Genomic DNA, 19753 nt, shown 5'->3' with positions numbered 1-19753 from the left:
AATCTTGTTTTATCTTACAAATCGTTATAAAATGTACCTATAAGAGTGCAAATATAGAAAATGATACTTATATTTGCACGAAATATGTAATATTATTTAGATATGCTATCTTATATTAAGAAATATCCGATCTCACTTTTTATAATCCTGACTGTGATTTATCTTTCATTTTTTAAACCGCCCAAGACGGATTTGAGTGAGATTCCTAACTTAGACAAGCTGGTTCATATTTGTATGTATTTCGGTATGTCAGGTATGTTGTGGCTGGAATTTTTGCGTGCACATCGCCGGGACGAGGCACCGTTGTGGCATGCTTGGGTAGGAGCGTTCTTCTGCCCCGTGCTGTTCAGCGGGTGTGTAGAATTGCTGCAAGAATACTGTACCAGTTACCGTGGAGGAGACTGGCTGGATTTTGCAGCAAATTCTACCGGAGCATTGCTCGCAAGTCTGGTTGCTTATTATGTGGTGCGTCCAAGAATGATGAAACAGTGATTATAAATATTCTACTGTTGAGCTAAGTTTGATCCCATTGGAACCTTTGATGAGAATGGTATAGCCTTTAGGCTTATTTGTTTCAAGTTCCTTTATGACCTCTTGTACATTTGCATACGTCTTGAAAGAGTGACAGACAGATGCAAACTGCTCTCCGACCAGCCATACTTTTTCAAAGTCGCTCTCTTTTATGTAATCAACAATCTTCTGATGTTCGTTCAGACTTTCGGTGCCCAGTTCGCGCATGTCCCCCAATATAAGCATTTTGTGAGAAACTGTCATATTCCGAAAGTTTTGCAGGGCAGCCGCCATACTGGTAGGATTGGCATTGTATGCATCAATGATAAGGGTATTGTCTGCTGTCTCTTTAAGCTGTGAACGATTATTCTGGGGTGTATATCCGGCCAACGCTTCGTCTATCTTCCGGTCTTCCACCCCGAAGAACCGTCCGATTGTAATGGCAGCCAGGGCATTGGGGAAATTATACTCTCCGATTAACTGCGTCCGTATCCGGTGGGTTTCACCATTCTTTTCTGCCTTCCATTCGAGAGCGAGATAAGGTGAATTCCCTGTGATGCAGCCGTTGACATAAAGATCTTCCCCGCTTCCATAAGAAATCAGATTCAATCCTTTGGCTATATTCATCAGATAGGGATTGTCATGGTGGATAAAGATTGTAGAATTTCCTTTCTTGCGGAGGAAGTCATACAGCTCTCCTTTAGTCTTGATTACACCTTCAAAAGAACCGAATCCTTCCAAGTGAGCTTTACCGACATTGGTTATAATGCCATAATCCGGTTCGGCTATTTCACAAAGGAATTTGATTTCTCCCTGATGATTGGCACCCATTTCGATGACGGCAAGGTCATGTTCCGGTTTCAGCCGGAGTAGAGTTGTTGGCACTCCGATATGGTTGTTCAGGTTTCCTTGGGTATAGAGAATGTTATACGTTTGAGAAAGAACGGCGGAGATTAATTCTTTGGTTGTTGTTTTTCCATTGGTTCCGGTGATACCGATAACCCGTGTTCCGAGTTGACGTCGATGATAGTTGGCTAGCTGTTGCAATGTTTGCAGGCAGTCGTTTACGAGTATGTATCGTCGATCACCCTCTATGGCATATTGGGCCTCGTCAATAATAGCAAATGCGCAACCGTCTTCCAACGCTTTTCCGGCAAAGGCATTGCCATTGAATGACTCGCCTTTCAGAGCGATAAACAATGAACCGTCCGGACAATTCCGGCTATCAGTGGTTACTGATTGACAATCCAGAAAAATCTGGTAAATAGCAGAAAGTTTCATAACCTGAACATCTATTAAAACGTTGCAAAGATAGGCTATTCTTTCGGATTAGATACGGCTTCGGACGGTTTTTTGCTTAGGCGTATACTAAAGGTAAGGTTAGTACGATCCGACATCCGTCTGTATAAGAAGAATCTATCTGGAGGCTGCCTCCCAGTTTTTCTGCAATACTTCGGGATATAGAAAGTCCTAGTCCTGTCCCTTGTGTGAAAGAATTTACTTTATAGAAACGTTCGAATACGCAATTTTGTTTGTCTGCGGGTATCCCCATTCCTGTATCGGTGACACTGATTTCAATCTTCTTTTCAGCTTCCGATATGGAATACGCTATACAGATACTTCCGTGCGAGGTGAATTTGGCAGCGTTGTGCATCAGATTATTCAATACTTGTGAGATACGTTCCTGATTGCTGAGTATAAACAGGCTTTCTCTTTCAGGTTTGAAGAATACTTCAACTCCTTTCTGGCTCTTATTTTTAGCTACTTCGTAAGCAAGTTCGCAGATGGCGTTGACGTCTGTGGTGATATTCGTAGGTAGCTTGTCATATTGGTCGAGTTCGGACAGAGCAAGCACGTCGGTAACTAACCGGAGTAGGTCATTACTATTATTCTCTATGATTTTAACGAATTCCTGAGTTTCCGGACTATTGCTATAATGATCATTTAAAATCTGTGAGAAGCCTACAATTGAATTAAGCGGTGTACGAATCTCATGTGTCATACTTTCAATAAACGTTGTCTTCATCCGGCTGCTTGCTTCGGCTATATCTTTGGCTTTGTGCAATTCCTCCCGGGATATAGTGAGCTCTTCATTCCTGATTTTAAGTTCGCTTTCCGAAACTTTCAACTTACGTTTCAGGAAATTCTCTCTGTATAAGAACATGAATAGGATACCTAACAAAACAATTAATGAGATGATTAATGTCGTCTTATTGCGTATCTCCTTTTCCTGTGCCTGGAGCATTAATTCCTTTTTTTCGGCATTGAGTTTCTCCACTTCGAGCAGAGTGGCAAATTCGCTGCTGGCCATTTGTTCATTGGCTATCTTTAAAGAATCCTCTGCTTCGATATACATTTGCAGGTATTTGATTGCTTCGCTCATATTACCCATATTGCTGTATATTTTTCCTTTCGTCAGGTAATGGACACTGTTCTGTATACTTTCGCTAAGGTTTAATTCCTCCGCTTCCTGTTTCTTGGCAGCTTCCAGTGCCTTTGGGTATTGCTTGGATTGCAGATAATAGACGTATTCTATATTATATAGTCTTTTCTTTATCGACCATAATCTTTTATCCTGATCAAATGCTGTTTTACATTCGTTTAGTATTTTCTCGGCTGCCTGCATATCTCCGAATTTGCTGTAATAATTAACGTATTCCAGTTGCACGGATATTTTTTGTGTAGGGGAGTATGCGGTTGCATCCGCCTTTTTCAATGCTTCCAGTGCCTTTTCCGGCTGGTTGGTATTGATGTAATAACTGCTTATCTGGCTGTATGTTTGCGAGATGTTATAGTTTTCCAGATCATATTTTTCCGTCAGTTCTATTTCTTTCAATTGCCATTCGAAAGCCATGGAATCCAGTCTTTTGACTGTATAAATCTGCGACATGATGTTATAGCAGCGGGACAGACCGGTTTTGTCGTCTTCCTCTTGTGCTTCTTTCAGCATCTTTTGCGCTTCATAAAGTGCAATATTGGTTCTACCGTTTTTCAGATAATATAGAATAAGCCTGTTCGACCATGCGAAATAATAATACTTGGGTTGTTGGGTTGCTTTGGCGAAGTCTTTCACCTTATTGGTATAATAGATAATGCTGTCTTCATTTGTTGCCTGAAAATAATGATAATCCAGTTGGGTGGAAATAGCTACTGCCTGCATCCGTTTATCATGCCGTTCCTCTGCCATTCGATACAAGGTATCGGACATGCTAAGTACAACGGGTTGCAATAAGCATTCCTGACAACGTTGATAATAGGCATAAAGGGTAGAGTCAACGTTAAAGTCTTTAGCTTCTTTCTGGGCTTTTACAGAAGCGGTAAAGAATAAAAATAAAAAAAGAAATCGGGTGAAAGATAGGGCTGTTTGGCTCATGGTATGATGTTTTCGGTTTCTTCTGTTGTTTGCAAATATACGTTTATTTCTTCTTTTTAGTACGATTGCTTGCTTTTTTTCTCTACATTTGTGGGCAATCTAAAAGGAATACTGTCAATGATGAAATCTACGTCTCCTATTTATATAAATGTAAAAGGGCAGTTGCTTGATCTCTCCATTCCGCAGGTAATGGGTATTCTGAATGTAACTCCCGATTCTTTTTATGCCGGTAGCCGGATGCAGACCGAAGAAGATATTGCTGCCCGGGCCCGACAAATCATTGATGAAGGCGCTGCTATTATCGATATAGGCGCTTATTCTTCGCGTCCTAATGCAGAACATATTTCTGCCGAAGAAGAAATGAACCGGTTACGCACCGGTCTGGAGATTCTGAACCGCAATCATCCGGAGGCTATTATTTCCGTAGATACTTTTCGGGCTGATGTAGCAGCGCAATGCGTAAACGAGTATGGCGTTGCTATCATTAACGATATTGCTGCCGGTGAAATGGATGACCGGATGTTTCAGACAGTAGCCGGACTGGGAGTGCCCTATATCATGATGCATATGCAGGGCACCCCGCAGAATATGCAGAAAGAACCCCATTATGATAATCTGATAAAGGACGTTTTCCTTTACTTCGCGCGTAAAGTTCAGCAGCTTCGTGATTTGGGAGTGAAGGATATCATACTCGACCCGGGATTCGGGTTCGGGAAGACGTTGGAGCATAATTATGAACTAATGGCACATCTCGAAGAGTTCCGTATATTCGAATTACCTTTGTTGGTAGGAGTTTCACGAAAATCTATGATTTATAAATTGTTGGGGGGCACTCCGCAGGATTCGTTGAACGGGACAACTATATTGGATACCGTTGCGTTAATGAAAGGCGCTCACATCCTTCGGGTACATGATGTACGCGAAGCAGTGGAAGCGGTTCGCATTGTTGAAAAATTAAAATCAGAGAACGATGTTTTTTGAATTTGGCATAAAAGATTTTATTGATATTCTGTTGGCGGCTTTCTTGCTGTATTATACATACAAGTTGATGAAGGCTTCCGGCTCTATCAAGGTATTCACCGGTATTCTGGTTTTTATACTGATCTGGTTGGTGGTGACTCAGGTTTTGGAGATGAAGTTGCTGGGTTCCATCTTCGATACTTTGATGAATGTGGGCGTGATAGCGCTGATCGTACTGTTTCAGGACGAGATACGCCGTTTCTTGCTGACTTTGGGTTCTCACCGGCATGTCAGTGCATTGGCCCGTCTCTTTAACGGGGCGAAGAAAGAAGTATTGAAACATGATGATATTATGCCTGTGGTAATGGCTTGTCTGAGCATGGGAAAGCAAAAAGTCGGTGCACTGATTGTCATTGAGCATAACGTTCCTTTAGACGAAATCGTCCGTACAGGTGAAATGATTGATGCGGCAATCAACCAACGTTTAATTGAAAACATCTTCTTCAAGAATAGTCCGTTACATGACGGGGCAATGGTTATCAGCAAGAAACGTATCAAAGCGGCAGGATGTATTCTTCCTGTTTCTCACGATTTGAATATACCTAAAGAACTTGGCTTGCGTCATCGGGCCGCTATGGGTATCTCACAGCAGTCGGATGCACACGCCATTATTGTTTCCGAAGAAACGGGAGCTATCTCTGTCGCCTATCGCGGGCAATTTTATCTTCGCCTGAATGCGGAAGAACTGGAAAGTATGTTGACGAAAGAAAACTGATTTTGGTGTTATGACTGATAGCCGGACTTATGCTGGATATTGCTTTTGTAGTGGGAAAATAAATGAAAATGGCCCTGTTTGTAGTTATTTTGCTTTATTTCTAACCCTTTTTGAATGATAATTATGCCCTCGGATTTAGGTGAATCGCCTACCTTTGTCGTATACTATTAAAATTCTATTTTGAATAAACCATGAGAAACAGATTGATTGCTTTACTGGTACTTTTTACAGTCGTTATCTTTAGTAGTGCACAGGCACAAACTACTGCCCGCAAATTTGAAGCCGGCAAGAATACCTTTTTGCTGGACGGTGAACCATTTGTGGTGAAGGCCGCCGAACTTCATTACACCCGTATCCCGCAAGCTTATTGGGAACATCGTATTGAGATGTGCAAAGCATTGGGGATGAATACCATTTGTATCTATATCTTTTGGAATATCCATGAACAGGAAGAAGGTAAGTTTGACTTTTCCGGTCAGAACGATATTGCTGCTTTCTGTCGTGCGGCACAAAAGCATGGGATGTATGTCATTGTCCGTCCCGGTCCTTATGTGTGTGCGGAATGGGAAATGGGAGGTCTTCCCTGGTGGCTGCTGAAGAAAAAAGATGTGGCGCTTCGTACCCTCGATCCCTATTATATGGAGCGCGTAGGCATCTTTATGAAAGAAGTCGGCAAACAATTGGCGCCACTGCAAATAAATAAAGGTGGTAATATCATCATGGTGCAGGTAGAGAATGAATACAGCTCTTATGCAACCGACAAGCCTTATGTAGCTGCCGTGCGTGATTTGGTACGCGAATCAGGGTTTACGGATGTGCCTCTTTTCCAGTGTGACTGGAGTAGTAACTTCACAAATAACGCATTGGAGGATTTGCTCTGGACTGTGAATTTTGGAACCGGTGCCAATATTGACCAACAATTCAAGAAACTGAAAGAACTTCGTCCGGAAACTCCGTTGATGTGCAGTGAATTCTGGAGTGGCTGGTTCGACCATTGGGGACGAAAACATGAGACGCGTCCTGCAAAAGACATGGTACAGGGAATCAAGGATATGCTCGATCGTAATATTTCTTTCAGTCTTTATATGACTCACGGCGGAACCACTTTCGGACATTGGGGAGGTGCTAATAATCCTGCTTATTCTGCCATGTGCAGTTCCTATGATTATGACGCTCCTATCAGTGAAGCCGGTTGGACGACAGAGAAGTATTTCCTGCTTCGCGATTTATTGAAAACATATCTTCCTGCCGGTGAAGCGTTGCCTGAAATACCTGCCGCATTGCCGGTCATTGAAATTCCTGAGTTTCATTTTACAAAAATAGCTCCTCTTTTCTCTAATCTGCCGGAAGCAAAACAAACGGTGGATATTCAACCTATGGAACAATTTAACCAAGGTTGGGGAACAATTCTGTATCGGACGACATTGCCCGAAGCTGTAAAATCCGGAACGACTCTGAAGATTACCGAAGTGCATGATTGGGCACAAATCTATGCTGACGGTAAACTGTTGACACGTTTGGATCGTCGTAAAGGTGAGTTCACGACGGTGTTGCCTGCTTTGAAGAAAGGGACGCAACTGGATATTCTGGTAGAGGCTATGGGACGTGTAAACTTTGATAAGTCCATTCACGACCGGAAGGGAATCACGGAAAAGGTGGAACTTGTTTCCGGCGACCGGTCAAAAGAACTGAAAAACTGGACGGTGTACAGCTTCCCTGTGGATTATTCCTTTATTAAGAATAAGAACTATCAGGATACGAAAATATTACCAGCTATGCCTGCTTACTATAAAACGACCTTTAAACTGGACAAAGTCGGTGATACTTTCCTTGATATGAGTACTTGGGGAAAAGGTATGGTATGGGTGAACGGTCATGCTATGGGACGTTTCTGGGAGATTGGTCCTCAGCAGACTCTCTTTATGCCGGGATGTTGGCTGAAAGAAGGTGAGAATGAGATTCTTGTTCTTGACTTGAAAGGTCCCGCCAAAGCTTCTATCAAAGGCCTGAAGAAACCCCTCTTGGATGTGCTTCGTGAAAAAGCACCGGAAACTCATCGCAAAGAGGGAGAGAAACTGAAACTGACAGGCGAGAAGGTTGCACACGAAGGTGCATTTACTCCGGGCAACGGCTGGCAGGAAGTACGTTTTACTACTCCGGTGAAAGGACGTTATTTTTGTCTCGAAGCTCTTTCACCACAGGCAAATGACAATATTGCTGCTATTGCAGAATTTGATGTTCTGGGTGCGGACGGTAAACCGGTATCCCGAGAACATTGGAAGATTCGTTATGCCGATAGTGAGGAAACACGCAGCGGCAACCGTACAGCCGATAAGATTTTCGATTTACAGGAATCTACTTTCTGGATGACAGTAGATAATGTGGCGTATCCTCACCAACTGGTGATTGATTTGAGTAAGGTGGAGACTGTAACAGGCTTCCGTTATCTGCCCCGTGCCGAAAAGAATTATCCGGGTATGATTAAAGAATATCGTGTCTATGTGAAACCAGCCGATTTCAAGTATTGATTACTCCCAGCCAAGTGCTGAATATTAAATGAATATGAAGAAATATACTACCCTTTTAGCACTCCTTTTTATAGGAGTGCTGACCGGTTACTGCCAGCAATCCGCTTACTTGTTTGTCTACTTTACCGGGAACCGGATGAGCGAAGAAGCGATCCGCATGGCAGTCAGCCTCGACGGATATAATTATAAAGCCCTGAATGGTAACCAACCTGTACTTGATTCCCGTGTGATTAGTTCTACGGGTGGGGTACGTGATCCTCATATCTTGCGTTGTGAGAACGGTAAAACATTCTATATGGTTGTCACCGACATGGTGTCCGGAAACGGTTGGGATTCCAACCGTGCCATGGTGCTGTTGAAATCGAAGGACCTGGTGCACTGGACTTCCAATATTGTCAATATTCAAAAGAAATATCCTGCCCAGGAAAACCTGAAACGTGTATGGGCTCCACAGACCGTTTATGACAAAGAAGCCGGAAAGTATATGGTATATTGGTCAATGAAGCATGGCAATGGCGCAGATATCATTTATTATGCGTATGCGAATAAAGACTTTACCGACCTTGAAGGTGAGCCGAAGCCCTTGTTTCTTCCTAAAAATGGCAAGTCATGTATCGACGGAGATATCATCTATAAAGATGGACTGTATCATCTGTTTTATAAGACAGAAGGAGATGGAAACGGCATCAAGAAAGCGACTACCGTCTCCCTGACTTCCGGACAATGGACGGAATCAGGGGAATACAAACAGCAGACGAAAGAAGCGGTAGAAGGTTCGAGTATCTTTCCGCTAATAGGTTCGGACAAGTATATCCTGATGTACGATGTATATATGAAAGGCAAATACCAGTTTACGGAAAGTACCGACCTGGAAAATTTTAAAGTCATAGATCATGCTGTCAGTATGGACTTTCACCCTCGTCACGGAACTGTGATACCTATCACTGAAAAAGAATTGAAACGTTTGTATAAGGTCTACGGCAAACCAACCGGCCTATGATAAGCCGGAGCAAATTGCTGCCTTAAGACTGGAAAATAATACATAAAACAGGAAAGGCGTACAATTTGTTCTTGTTCGCTTGTTTCTTGATATGCCTTTGAATAATAATTGGTGATTTTACACTCAATATGTGCTTCTCATAACAGTGAAGAGTTTGTCTTTATGATTGATAATCTTAATGATACTTATGCCATGAAAAAATTATTCCTGCTAGTAATTGTCTTGTTTTTGTCGTTCCAACAGGTTACTTTAGCTGCAATCGGAGAGGCGGCGAACACTCCGGATTCCGTTTTTCTATTTTCGTATGCAACTTCCCGGGATGACGGACGCAGCGGACTTCGTTTTGCCTGGAGCATGGATCAGAAGCATTGGTTCGCAGTAGGACAGGGAACCGGATACCTCCGTTGTGATTATAGCCGTTGGGGATCGCAGAAGAAAATGCTCGATCCGTTCTTGAAGCAACTTCCTGACGGCGGATGGCTCTGCACATGGAAGTTGAATACACATGACGGATACGGGCAGGCAAAATCGAAAGACCTGGTTTATTGGGAAAGTCAGAAATATCCTCAAGTAACCTCTGATTTTGAGGGAACAAGAGTAAAGGTAACTATTGACGGGCAGGAACAGACCGGAAATATTAATCGGGTATCTTGGACACTGGTGGACAAATTGACGAAACACTATGAAAGGAACCAATACCGGAATGTTTTGCACGCAGAACGTCCGGTACAAGATAAAGAGCGTTTTGCCGGGCTGAAACCTGTAAAAGCGACGATTACGGTACAACCGGAGGAAACAAAAGAAATCAGTAATTTGCTGTTGGGAATATTCTTCGAAGATATTAACTATTCTGCTGATGGTGGCTTATACGCAGAACTGATTCAAAACAGGGATTTTGAATATGATCCGTCCGACCGTGAGGGAGATAAGAATTGGAACAGTACGCATTCCTGGAAGTTGGAGGGAGATAATGCCACATTCACAATAAATACCTCCGATCCCGTTCATCCGAATAATCCTCATTACGCTGTGTTGAATATACAACAGCCGGGAGCTGTACTGACAAATGCAGGGTTTGATGGGATAGCCCTTCAAGCCGGCGAAAAGTATGATTTCTCTTTGTTTGGACGTATTCCGGCCGGACATAAATCTAACAAATTGCAGATACGTTTGATAGATTCCAATGGCACAGTGCAGGGAGAGGCATCGATAACCGTTTCTTCCCGTTCATGGAAAACTTATAAAACTGTATTGACTGCAAAAACAGCTGCCGATACGCATCTGGAACTTCAACTGCAATCAGTGGGAGAAGTCGAATTGGATATGATTTCTCTTTTTCCACAGAATACATTCAAAGGTAGAAAGAATGGTCTGCGTGCCGATTTGGCGCAGACACTAGCCGATATACATCCTCGCTTTGTCCGTTTCCCCGGTGGTTGTGTAGCTCATGGAGACGGTTTGAAGAATATCTATCAATGGAAAAATACGATTGGCCCGTTGGAAGCCCGTAAATCTGCCCGCAACCTTTGGGGGTATCATCAGAGCATGGGACTGGGTTATTATGAATATTTCCAGTTTTGCGAGGATATAGGTGCCGAACCGCTTCCGGTGCTTGCTGCCGGTGTGCCTTGTCAGAACTCTGCTTGTCACGGTGATTTGAGAGGCGGACAACAAGGCGGTATCCCGATGAGTGAAATGCCTGCTTATATTCAGGATATTCTGGATTTGATAGAATGGGCGAATGGTGACGCCCGAAAGACAAAATGGGGAAAGGTACGTGCCGAATCCGGACATCCGAAGCCTTTCAATCTGAAGTATATAGGTATCGGTAATGAGGATCTTATCACTGATATTTTCGAGGAACGCTTTACGATGATTTTCAATGCGATTAAGGAGAAATACCCTGAAATAATCGTTGTAGGTACAGTTGGTCCTTTCAATGAAGGTACCGATTACGTCGAAGGTTGGAAGTTGGCGGATAAATTAGGCATTCCTATGGTAGACGAACATTATTATCAGTCTCCGGGGTGGTTTCTGCATAATCAGGACTTCTACGATAAATACGACCGTTCAAAAAAGACTAAAGTTTATTTGGGCGAATATGCCACTCATATTCCCGGGCGGAAAGCCAATATGGAAACAGCATTGACTGAAGCTCTTTACCTGACCGCCTTGGAACGTAATGGAGACGTAGTACACATGACTTCTTATGCTCCTTTGCTGGCAAAAGAAAAGCATACCCAATGGAGCCCGGACTTGATTTACTTCAATAACCGTGAAGTGAAACCGACTACCGGATATTACGTTCAAAAGTTATATGGGCAGAATGCAGGTAGCCATTATATCCCCTCACAGATACTTCTTGATAATCAGGACAACCGGGTGAAGCTTCGTATCGGTTCCTCCATTATCCGCGATAGCAAGACCGGAGATGTGATTGTGAAACTGGTCAACTTATTGCCTGTCAGTGTGGAGACAGAAATACAATTACCCGGCATAGGCAGTGTTCAACCTTCTGCTGTAAGGACAGTATTGGCAGGTGCACCGGAATCAACTCCACTTCCCGTGACCGACACTATCGAAGTCGGAGCAAACTTCAAGCAGCAACTACCCGCCTATTCATTTACGGTGATTCGTCTGAAAACGAAGTAGAAGTTGCTGGAAGTGAAAAAGAACGTATCTGGGGGTAGATGTGAATTTTCTAAAGATAATAAGCTGGAATTAGTATATATGAAAAACATTGTAAGCATATTGGCGATATCTCTCAGCCTGAATAGCCTTGCAGCACAAGATGTAGTAGTGAAAGGCCCGGATGAGAAACTGCAATTAGTTGTATTTGTGCAGGACGAAGAAACTCCCTGCTATTCCGTTACCTACAACGGGAAAGCAATGCTGGAAAAATCTCCTTTGGGAATCAGCACGAATATAGGCGACTTTACGAAAGCCCTGAAGTTGTCGGGGCATTCCGTAGAGGTGATAGACACTGTCTATCATCAGACACGTATTAAGACTTCCCAAGTACATTATCGTGCGAATGAACTGACTTGTAATTTGGAGAATGCGCAGGGACAGAAGATAGGAATCGTTTTCCGCGTAAGTAATAATGATGTCGCTTTCCGTTATACCTTACCGCGACAGGGAGGGAAAGGCAGCGTTACCGTCAATCATGAACAGACCGGTTTCCGTTTTCCACGGCAGACTACAACTTTCCTGTGTCCGCAGAGCGATGCGATGATCGGATGGAAGCGCACAAAACCGAGTTATGAAGAAGAATATAAAGCGGATGCACCGATGAGCGAACGTTCGCAGTACGGTCATGGATATACTTTCCCTTGTCTGTTCCGTATCGGTGACGCCGGTTGGGTGCTGGTGAGCGAAACAGGAGTAGACAGTCGCTATTGCGGTTCCCGTTTGAGCGATGTCAGTGAAGGCGATCTGTACACAGTGGCGTTCCCGATGCCCGAAGAGAATAATGGCAACGGAACGGTTGCTCCGGCATTTGCATTACCCGGTGCTACCCCTTGGCGTACGATTACCGTCGGCGAAACGTTGAAACCGATTGTGGAAACCACTGTTCCTTGGGATGTCGTAAACCCTCTTTATGAGACGAAGCATGACTACCGTTTCGGGCGTGGCACATGGAGTTGGATTCTTTGGCAGGACGGCAGTATCAACTATGACGACCAGATGCGTTACATTGATTTTGCCGCCGCTATGGGATATGAATATGCACTGATAGATAACTGGTGGGATACTAATATCGGCCGTGAACGTATGAAATCTCTGATTGACTACGCACGTGGCAAAGGAGTGGAATTATTTTTGTGGTACAGTTCCTCCGGCTATTGGAATGACATTGAACAAGGCCCGATTAATCACATGGACAATGCAATCATCCGCAAACGTGAAATGAAATGGCTGCAAAGCCTGGGTGTAAAAGGAATCAAAGTCGATTTTTTCGGTGGCGACAAACAGGAGACGATGCGCCTGTATGAAGAGATCCTGAGCGATGCGGATGACCACGGGCTAATGGTAATCTTCCATGGTTGCACCTTACCTCGCGGCTGGGAACGTATGTATCCCAATTATGTAGGCAGCGAAGCTGTGTTGGCTTCCGAGAATATGGTGTTCAGCCAGCATTTCTGTGATGAAGAAGCATTCAATACTTGCCTGCATCCGTTCATTCGCAACGCAGTAGGCTGTATGGAGTTTGGCGGCTGCTTCCTGAACAAGCGTCTGAATCGTAACAATGACGGAGGCACCACTCGTCGTACTACTGACATATTCCAGTTGGCGACAGCCATACTATTCCAAAACCCCGTTCAGAACTTTGCTCTTGCTCCGAATAATCTGAATGATGTTTCTCCGGTTTGCATGGATTTTATGAAACAGGTTCCTGTCACTTGGGATGAAACACGTTTCATTGAAGGTTATCCGGGAAAATACATAGTTTTAGCTCGTCGTCATGGAGATACTTGGTATGTAGCAGCTGTAAATGCCGGAAGTGAACCGTTAAAATTGAAGCTTGATTTGGATATGTTTGCCGGAAAAACAGTGTCTCTTTATAAAGATGATAAGAGAGGGGAACCTCAGCTTATACCTTTGAAGGTAAAAGAAAAGGGAAGGGTGCAATTAGAAGTTTATCCTCAAGGAGGAATTGTGCTTTCTGATCGGATAGAAGAAACATAATAAATGCCGGACCCTGTATATTCGCAATCCTCTTCCTATGTAAAAAACAAGAATCCTCTTTCAACCTATCACCGCCCTTCTGAAACTGCTTGTTCATCGTACATTCAGAATGGTGATAGGTTGTCGCTAACCTATCACCTAATCTATCACCTATCACCTTCAATTTAGATAGAGTCTACAGGCGAAAAAGTAGCTAAGGCAAACGATTCTGTTTCTCACCGAGAAACAAAGTGTTTCCCTTAGTGAAACGATTGGTTTCAAGACTCTGAAACTAAAGTTTCAAACCTTTGAAACTAGAGTTTCCCATAAGGAAACTGACTTTACCTGATCCTGATTTATCATTTTCTAATGAAACTTGATAATGGGATTAGGGTGTGGGAATTACTTGCTTGATTGTCCCGTCTTTATTAAATTCCAACCGGTCTATACAGACTTCACGGTGCCAACCCGGTCCATGTTTCAGATATTCCTTATTAATACGATGATATACGATAAACCAACTGTCCTTTTTGTCAGGAACTTGAAGCACCGAACAATGTGCCGGACCGTAAATTTCATCTTTAGGAGATTGTATGAGAATAATCGGCTCTTTGGCAACCTGAATGGGGCCTAATGGAGAATTGCCGGTCCCATAAGCTACATGATAATTGGGTGATCCCGTGTCATCAACGGACCATAGGAAATAATAAACTCCTTTTCTGAAGAATACATAGGGAGCTTCTCGGAAAGCATACGTTTGCAGAGTTCCGCCTTTGGGAGTCATCACCGTGATTGTTTCTTCTTTGACAGACAGCATATCATTATTGAGTTCGGCCCCTGCCATATAGCCGTTCCCCCAGTAGAGATAACTTTTGCCTGATGTGGGATCAGTAAATACATCCACATCAATTTGTTGCCCTTGTCCGACAGGTGAGGAAGTGATAATCGGTTTTCCGGAATCGGTGAACGGACCGGTCGGTGAGTTTGCCGTGGCTACTCCTATTTGCTTGCCTTTATTAGTGACAGAATTTGCACTGTAATAAAAAAAGTATTTATATTTCCCGTCTATTTCCTTTTCTTCAATACAGGGGGCCCAAGCATTTCCGTTTGCCCAAGAGACATCTTTTTTCATATCTAAAATGACTCTTTCTTCTTTCCATTCCTTCAAATTCCTTGAAGAGAAGACTTTAAAATAACTTCCACCCCAACCGGGGAAACCGTCACTGGTAGGATAGATATAATAACGTTTGGTCTGCCGGGAGTATAAGATCTCCGGATCGGCATGAAAGCCGGATAAAATAGGATTAGCAGACTTTCTGTGTTGTGCGTTTATTGGGCTTATTCCAATAAAAAACAGGTAAAATAAAAGAAACCTGATAAATAAATGTTTCATGACTTGAGGTATTTGTTTCAGGGTTCAAAGATAATTCTTTTAATCAAATCTTTGGAGCAAATATGTTTCGATAACGGTTATATATCATTCAATTACAGAAAAGGGCGTTTTTGCGTGTAAAATCGATTAAAAAGAATGATAATTCTCCTTATATATACATAAAACTTTTTTATCTTTGCAAATATTACAATTATTGTATTATGGAAAACAATCAATATTCTTGTATCAATAGAAGGTTTTATGCCTCTATTTTTTGTGCCTTATTTTCAACTTTACTTTTCGCATTCGAAGGTGATATTGTTTCACATTTGAATTTTAAGAAACTGCCTGCTCTTAATAATTTGCCTACAGATGAAATCCAGAAAGTTTATCAGGATAAGGATGGCTTTATCTGGTTGGCTAGCCGTTACGGGTTTTATCAATATGATGGCTATGAGGCAACGTTATATAAATCAAATCTTTACGCCCCCGGTTTACTGACTAATAACAACATACTTTGTTTGGTGGATGATTATAAACACAACTTGTGGATTGGCACTCAGGAAGGCTTGAATATTCTTAATAAAAAAACAGGGGAGATCAGAAAAATTCTGGCTCCTGAGATTCCTAATAATGTCGTATCTTGTTTGCTGGTTACTCGGGATCATTCTGTATGGCTGGGAACGGATTCCGGGCTGTGCAAATATATTGCCGAAAAAGATTCATTTGTAGTTTATCATCGGGAACAGACTGATGGAGTCCTGGATTATACTGCTATCAAATCTTTATTCGAAGACTCGGAAGGTGATTTATGGATTGGTACATGGTCGTCGGGATTATATAGGTATGTCCCTTCTACCGGCAAGTTTTATGCTTATCCTCAATTGAATGAACGTAATTCTGCTCATGTTATTTACGAAGATACCAATAAAAATATATGGGTAGGTAGTTGGAATTGCGGACTTTTTAAACTCAATAATCCGAAAGACCTGCAGCGGGTATCTTACGTGAACTATCGGCATAAATTAGGTGACAATATTAGTTTATCCGATGATATTGTATATGATATATCTGAAGACTTGAATACCAATACTTTGTGGGTAGGAACACGTAGCGGGTTGAGTATTATGAGCAATGATACTCCCGGACACTTTATTAATTATAAATCCCGCGGCTCTTCTCATTATATTTCTTGTGATGAAATAAATTCCATTATACGTGATAACTCCGGTATGATGTGGCTTGGTTCTATTGGAGGAGGAGTCCTGAATGCAGATACACATCAGTCTATGTTTACCTTTCATAGTTTGAATTTTGCCGATGATGATATTCCGACCACTTCCGTACGGTCTTTGTTTACAGATTCTGACAATAATATTTGGATGGGGATCGGTACCTATGGATTAGCTTGTCTGGAATACGCAACAGGAAAATTGAAGTCGCATTCACAAATGCCGGAATTTACCGGAATGACTATTCCCACAGTTTTTTCTGTCGTCCAGAGAAAGGGTAGTGGAGAAATTTGGTTTGGAACGTATGATGGTGGAATATTTGCTTACCACAAAGGACAAAGGGTAAGAAACCTGACTCCGGAAAATTGTAAATTCTTAGGTTCTTCTTGTGTTTCTGCACTTTATGAAGACAAATATGCTAATTGTTGGGTAGGTACACGTGGAAGTTTAGGTGTACAGTTGGCGGATGGAAATAGCTTTTTATTCGAAAATATGAGTTTTGTAGATGGTGCTCAATTGAATTGGTTTTATGTAAGGGATATAATTGCCGATAGTGATAATAGTATGTGGATAGCCACTTCGAATTATGGTCTGATTCATATTGAAGGTGACATCCGAAATCCGTCTACCTTGAAATATTATAATTATAGTTTTTATAATAAAAGAATGCTGACCAATAATGTTTTGTGTTTGCACATAGATAAATCGGGACGTTTATGGGTTGGCACCGAAGGGGGAGGAATTTATCTGTATAATAGACAGAATGACCGGTTTGAAGAGAAAAATCAGGAATATAATATTCCCGGAGATATGGTCGGAAGTATCGAAGAAGATAAAAATGGAAATTTGTGGTTGGGGACGAATGTCGGCTTGGTAAAACTGGGTGCTCAAATGAAAAGTAACGAACCGGTTGTTCGTGTGTACACAGAAGCTGATGGGCTACAAGGAAATTTCTTTATCGCTCAATCTGCTTGCAGTCGGGAGGGAGAATTGTTTTTTGGTGGTTATAAAGGCTATAATAGCTTTATTCCTGAGGATATGGAAGATATTCAAGGAGATGTTCAGTTTGCAATTACGGATATAAAGATATTCAATCGTTCCATAAGTACATTACCTTTGGATGTGCAACGGGAAATATCTTCATTAACTCCTGCTTTTACTCAGAAAATAGAGTTACCTTATAAATATAATAACTTCAATATAGAGTTTGCGGCACTGACATATAAGAATCCCGAACTTAACCGATACGCTTATCAGTTAGAGGGATTTGATAAGGATTGGATTTATACAAGCGCCGAGCGTCGTTTTGCTTACTATAATAATTTGAAAAGCGGGACGTATAAATTTAAATTGAAAGTGACAAATGAGAATGGTATTTGGAATGGATATATTCGGGAAATGACGGTTGTTGTGCTTCCTCCATTTTGGGCAACCTGGTGGGCATATATTTTATATTTATTGATTGTCATTGGAACTGTCATTGGACTATACAGAATAACGAAAAATCGTATTTTACTACGGAATGAACTCCGTTTGCGTGAATTGGAGAAGGCGAAAGCGGAGGAGTTGAACCATGCCAAGTTGCAGTTCTTCACAAATATTACCCATGAATTGCTGACTCCGTTGACAATTATTTCAGCTACCGTAGATGAGCTTAAAATACAAGCTCCAAAGCATACAGACTTGTATGTGGTGATGAATAGTAATATTCGTCGGTTGATACGTTTATTACAACAAATCCTTGAATTTCGAAAAGCGGAAACCGGCAATCTGAGGCTTCGTGTATCTCCGGGAGATATCGCTTCCTTTGTGAAAAATGGGGCGGAAAGTTTTCAGCCTTTGATTAAGAAACAAAAGATACATTTCTCTGTGTTGTGTGATCCGGAATCAATCATTGGTTATTTTGATACGGATAAATTGGATAAGATTCTTTATAATCTGCTGTCTAACGCTGCAAAATATACAAAAGAAGATGGTTTTATTCAGGTAACTTTATCCTATGCGGAAAATAAAGATTGGGTGCTTTTACGTGTAAAGGACAATGGGAAAGGGATATCGAAAGAGAAACAAAAGACACTTTTCCGTCGTTTCTACGAGGGTGATTACCGGAAATTTAATACCATTGGTACAGGAATCGGGCTTTCATTAACTAAAGATTTGGTAGAGTTGCATGAAGGAACTATTACTGTGGAAAGTGAAGAAGGACAGGGAACAGAGTTTATTATCCGCCTTCCTATTGACCGTTCTTATTTCAGGGAAGAACAAATTGATGATGAAGTAATCTTACCGGTTCAGAAATTAGTAGCTTATGAAGAAGAAATGGATGAGAAACAGTCTGATGAAATATTAGTTACGGCCGAAAAGGCAAATTCTATATTAGTAATAGAAGATAATGAGGAACTATTGCATTTAATGACGAAACTCTTGAGGCATGAATACAATGTTTTTACTGCTGAAAATGGAAAAGAAGGCATTGCAGTGTTGGAGAATGAAGACATTGATTTGATTGTGTCTGATGTGATGATGCCGGAGATGGACGGAATGGAGTTTTGTAAATATGTGAAGGGGAAACTGGAAATCAGTCATATTCCTGTGATTCTATTGACTGCTAAAAATAAGGAAGAGGACAGGGCGGAAGCGTATGAGGTAGGGGCGGATGCTTTTATAAGCAAACCTTTCAATTTGGCTGTATTGCATGCACGTATTCGTAATTTGCTGAAATATAAGGAGCGTATGGCGCACGAATTTAAGAAACAGCTGGTTTTTGAATTAAAAGATTTGAATTATACCAGTCTGGATGAGGATTTTATGCAACGAGCCATTGACTGTGTGAATAATCATTTGGAAGATTGTGAATTTGACCAACCCCAGTTTGCGGATGAAATGAAAACTAGTAAATCTACTTTATATAAGAAGTTAAAGTCTTTGACTGGGCTGAACACCTCTGCCTTTATCCGGAACGTCCGTTTGAAATCGGCTTGCCGGATTATGGAGGAAAAAGGAAATAGTATACGTATCTCCGAATTGGCTTATGCGGTCGGATTTAATGATCCAAAATATTTCAGTGCTTGCTTCAAGAAAGAGTTTGGAGTTTTACCTTCTGAATACCTCGACCAATTTGTAGTTGAAAAAGAGCACGAGTAGAAATCTGTTCTGGTTTACCTTTCTATTTTATATTATCTTGTTCTGCTTAATCCTTGTACTTTGTATAGGGAAGGTTTTCTATGCTCTTTTTTATGTCGAATTATCATTCAAAAAAGGCGAATGTCTAAAATTCTACCTCTAAAAAGCATCTTTGGAGGTTGGTAGGAGGGGAGGTTTCTATCTTTGCGTTG

11 protein-coding genes are annotated in these 19753 nt (G+C 41.8%); 8 read left to right on the top strand and 3 right to left on the bottom strand.

Annotation, left to right across the window (positions count from 1 at the left end; all coding sequences use genetic code 11):
• Positions 1-102 precede the first annotated feature (102 nt).
• Positions 103-492 carry a VanZ family protein gene (locus tag BHV72_RS15150; RefSeq protein ID WP_005678944.1) on the top strand — a complete coding sequence of 130 codons (390 nt, stop codon included), beginning with the start codon at positions 103-105 and terminating at the stop codon, positions 490-492.
• On the opposite strand, the gene BHV72_RS15145 is transcribed toward BHV72_RS15150, so the two are convergent.
• A complete protein-coding gene (locus BHV72_RS15145; protein WP_286856434.1) occupies positions 493-1791 on the bottom strand; it encodes a UDP-N-acetylmuramoyl-tripeptide--D-alanyl-D-alanine ligase in 1299 nt (432 codons plus the stop codon). It abuts the gene before it with no gap.
• A gap of 76 nt (positions 1792-1867) precedes the next feature.
• Positions 1868-3883, bottom strand: coding sequence for a tetratricopeptide repeat-containing sensor histidine kinase (locus tag BHV72_RS15140; protein ID WP_055256582.1), 2016 nt, complete (start codon positions 3881-3883; stop codon positions 1868-1870).
• 117 nt (positions 3884-4000) lie between these two features.
• Here BHV72_RS15140 and folP point away from each other — a divergent pair, with 117 nt between their 5' ends.
• The 6 genes from folP (at position 4001) to BHV72_RS15110 (ending at position 13835) form a co-directional block, all read left to right on the top strand.
• A complete protein-coding gene (gene folP, locus BHV72_RS15135; RefSeq protein ID WP_022042789.1) occupies positions 4001-4864 on the top strand; it encodes a dihydropteroate synthase in 864 nt (287 codons plus the stop codon).
• The gene (cdaA, locus tag BHV72_RS15130; RefSeq protein WP_005678948.1) at positions 4854-5618 is read left to right on the top strand and encodes a diadenylate cyclase CdaA; all 765 of its coding nucleotides are present in this window, start codon (positions 4854-4856) and stop codon (positions 5616-5618) included. Before folP ends, cdaA begins: the two co-directional genes overlap by 11 nt.
• 191 nt (positions 5619-5809) lie before the next feature.
• On the top strand, positions 5810-8146 hold the full coding sequence (locus tag BHV72_RS15125; protein WP_122295441.1) for a beta-galactosidase: 2337 nt from the start codon (positions 5810-5812) through the stop codon (positions 8144-8146).
• Between the two features lie 28 nt (positions 8147-8174).
• Entirely contained in the window at positions 8175-9146 is a 972-nt protein-coding gene (locus BHV72_RS15120) for a glycoside hydrolase family 43 protein (protein ID WP_032838379.1), read from the top strand.
• 192 nt (positions 9147-9338) lie between these two features.
• On the top strand, positions 9339-11798 hold the full coding sequence (locus BHV72_RS15115; RefSeq protein ID WP_286856474.1) for an alpha-L-arabinofuranosidase family protein: 2460 nt from the start codon (positions 9339-9341) through the stop codon (positions 11796-11798).
• Positions 11799-11876: 78 nt separating this feature from the next.
• On the top strand, positions 11877-13835 hold the full coding sequence (locus BHV72_RS15110) for a glycoside hydrolase family 97 protein (RefSeq protein ID WP_286856429.1): 1959 nt from the start codon (positions 11877-11879) through the stop codon (positions 13833-13835).
• A gap of 367 nt (positions 13836-14202) precedes the next feature.
• Here BHV72_RS15110 and BHV72_RS15105 read toward each other — a convergent pair whose 3' ends face one another.
• On the bottom strand, positions 14203-15207 hold the full coding sequence (locus tag BHV72_RS15105; RefSeq protein ID WP_005678954.1) for a family 43 glycosylhydrolase: 1005 nt from the start codon (positions 15205-15207) through the stop codon (positions 14203-14205).
• A gap of 200 nt (positions 15208-15407) precedes the next feature.
• On the opposite strand from BHV72_RS15105, the gene BHV72_RS15100 reads away from it, so the two are divergent.
• The gene (locus tag BHV72_RS15100; protein WP_286856426.1) at positions 15408-19562 is read left to right on the top strand and encodes a hybrid sensor histidine kinase/response regulator transcription factor; all 4155 of its coding nucleotides are present in this window, start codon (positions 15408-15410) and stop codon (positions 19560-19562) included.
• Positions 19563-19753 lie beyond the last annotated feature (191 nt).

Source organism: Bacteroides sp. 43_46, from assembly GCF_001915455.1.
Classification (GTDB): Bacteria; Bacteroidota; Bacteroidia; order Bacteroidales; family Bacteroidaceae; genus Bacteroides; species Bacteroides caccae.
Note: the sequence above shows the minus strand (reverse complement) of the source record. Positions and strands in the feature narration are given on the sequence as shown.